Below are 2,818 nucleotides of genomic sequence, written 5' to 3' on the forward strand. Positions count from 1 at the left end.
TGCCGTCGTCGCGCGCGACGGCGACCCGGCCGGCTGAGCCCGCCCGGACCGCGCCGGCGGGGTGGCGTACACGCCGGGGTGAGGGCATCGGACGGGGGTGCGGGGGCAACTCGATAGGGTTTGTCGATCGAACCCGATCAGCACCGGCTCCCGTAGGAAGAGATGCTCAACATCTTCGCGCGCGCGTCCGTGTCCCGCGTCACCGACCCGCTCGGTGCGGCGCTGGTCCGGCTCGGGCTGACGCCCAACGCGATGACCGTGCTCGGCACCGTGGGTGCGATGGCGGGCGCCCTGGTGTTCTTCCCGCTCGGAATGCTGCTGACCGGCACGTTCGTCGTGTGGGGCTTCGTCATGCTCGACCTCCTCGACGGTGCGATGGCCCGGGTGAAGGGGAGTACGCCCTTCGGTGCGGTGCTGGACGCCACGTGCGACCGCCTCGTCGACGGTGCGTTGTTCGCCGCGATCGCGTGGTGGGCCTTCGCCGTGGCGGACAACCCGCGCGTCGCGGCGGCGGCGCTGCTGTGCCTGGTGCTCGCCCAGGTGATCTCCTACATCAAGGCACGGGCCGAGGCGTCCGGCTTCGCCGACGCCGCCAACGGCGGGTTGGTCGAACGGGCGGAACGGCTGATCATCGCGCTGGTCGGGACGGGGTTGTACGGACTGGGGCTGCCCCACGCCGTCGAGGCGTCGCAGTGGCTGCTCGCCGCGCTGTCACTGGTGACGCTGGTGCAACGGATCGTGGGCGTGTCGAGGGCCACGGGAGGGGCACGGACGTGAGCACGCTCGGGATGCGGGTCGCCGACTGGAGTTACGCCCTCGGGTGGCGGCTGGTGCCGGCACTGCCCGAGCGGGTGTCCGCCCCGCTGTTCTCGGTGGCCGCCGACCTTCTCGCCCGGCGCGCGCCCGCCGGGGTCGGCAGGCTGCGCGACAATCTCTCCCGGGTGGTTCCGCAGGCGGGGCCGACCGAGCTCGACGACCTCACCCGCCGGGCGCTGCGCTCGTACGCCCGGTACTGGCACGAGGCGTTCCGGCTGCCCGCGAGCGAGGTCGCCGACGTCCGCGCGCGGGTGGACGTCACCGGGGCGGACTACCTGGACTCCGCGCTGGCGGAGGGCAACGGGGCGGTGATGACACTGCCGCACACCGGGAACTGGGACGTCGCCGGGGTGTGGCTGGTGGGCCACTCCGGTAGTTTCACCACGGTGGCGGAGCGGCTCGAACCGGAGTCGCTGTACGAGCGGTTCGTGGCCTACCGGGAGTCCCTGGGATTCGAGGTCGTGCCCGCCGACGGCAGCGTGTCGTTCCGCGCGCTGCTGCGCAGGCTGCGCGAGAACACGGTGGTGTGCCTGGTCGGCGACCGGGACATCACCGGCTCCGGCCATCCCGTGTCGTTCTTCGGCGAGACCGCGCGGTTCCCGGTGGGGCCCGCACGGTTGGCGCTGAGCACGGGGGCCGCCCTGCTCCCGTGCGGCACCTGGTTCACCGACGGCGGCTGGGGCCTGCGCATCCACCCGCCGGTGCGGGTCAACAACCGGGACGAGGTCGGCGCGGCGACCCAGGCGGTCGCGGACGTGTTCGCCGGCGACATCGCCGCGCACCCGACCGACTGGCACATGCTGCAGTCGTTCTGGGAGGCCGACCGCTCCGCGGAGCCCGCGCGGGGGCGCGCGGCGTGAGGACCGGTGCGGCATGAGAATCGGGATCGTCTGCCCGTACTCCTTCGACGTGCCCGGAGGGGTGCAGGGGCACGTGCGGGACCTGGCCGGGGCGCTGCGGGCGCACGGGCACACGGTGTCCGTCCTCGCGCCCGGGGACGAGGACGGGCCGGATCTGCCGGACTTCGTGCAGCCCGCCGGGCGGTCGCTGGGCATCCCCTACAACGGGTCGGTGGCGCGGTTGCAGTTCGGCCCGGTCTCCTACGCCCGGGTCCGGCGGTGGCTGCGCGAATCCGACCTCGACGTGCTGCACCTGCACGAGCCCACGGCGCCGAGCCTGTCCCTGCTCGCGTTGAAGCTCGCCGAGGGGCCGATCGTGACGACCTTCCACACGTCCACCCCGCGGTCGCGCACCCTGGCGGCCTTCGAACCCGTGCTGCGCCCGCTGCTGGAGAAGGTCACCGCCCGGATCGCGGTCTCCGCGCTGGCCCGCCGGGTCCAGGTCGAGCACCTGGGTGGGGACGCCGTCGAGATCCCGAACGGGGTGGACACCTCCCTCTTCTCCACGGCCCGGCCGTTGCCCGGGTATCCGCGCGCGGGCGGCACGGTCGGGTTCGTCGGCCGGTTCACCGAGCCGCGCAAGGGCATGGGGGTGCTGCTGGACGCGTTGCGGCGGCTCGCCCCCGAGCTGCCGGACCTGCGGCTGCTGGTGGTCGGCCGGGGTGAGGCCGAGACGCTGTACCGGCAGGCCGGCCCGGAGCTGGCCGACCGGATCGACCTGCTCGGCCAGGTCGACGACGCCACCAAGGCCCGCGCCCTGCGCAGCGTGGACGTCTACTGCGCCCCGAACACCGGCGGGGAGAGCTTCGGCATGATCCTCACCGAGGCGATGGCGGCCGGGACGCCCGTCGTCGCCAGCGGGCTCGACTCGTTCCGCCGGGTCCTCGACGACGGGCGGGCCGGGGTGCTCGTCCCCACCGGTGACCCCCGGGCCCTGGCGGAGGCACTGGGCGCGCTGCTGGCGGACCCCGTGCGGCGGGCGGAGCTGTCCGCGGCGGCCACGGGACGGGTCGCGCTCTACGACTGGACGACGGTCGTCGGACAGGTGCTGCGGGTCTACGAGACCGCGATCGCCGCCGATCCCCGCACGGTCGGCACCGGGG

General features: G+C 74.1%; 3 protein-coding genes. All 3 read left to right on the forward strand.

All coding sequences use genetic code 11. The features are described 5' to 3' along the window. Positions 1-162: 162 nt before the first annotated feature. On the forward strand, positions 163-777 hold the full coding sequence (gene pgsA, locus ACTIR_RS0114915) for a phosphatidylinositol phosphate synthase (protein ID WP_026454889.1): 615 nt from the start codon (positions 163-165) through the stop codon (positions 775-777). Then, on the forward strand, positions 774-1,676 hold the full coding sequence (locus ACTIR_RS0114920) for a phosphatidylinositol mannoside acyltransferase (RefSeq protein ID WP_026454890.1): 903 nt from the start codon (positions 774-776) through the stop codon (positions 1,674-1,676). Before pgsA ends, ACTIR_RS0114920 begins: the two co-directional genes overlap by 4 nt. A 13-nt stretch (positions 1,677-1,689) precedes the next feature. Next, on the forward strand, positions 1,690-2,818 hold a 1,129-nt coding region (locus tag ACTIR_RS0114925; RefSeq protein WP_026454891.1), incomplete at its 3' end, for a glycosyltransferase family 4 protein.

The organism is Saccharomonospora iraqiensis subsp. iraqiensis (assembly GCF_000430445.1).
Taxonomy (GTDB): domain Bacteria; phylum Actinomycetota; class Actinomycetes; order Mycobacteriales; family Pseudonocardiaceae; genus Saccharomonospora; species Saccharomonospora iraqiensis.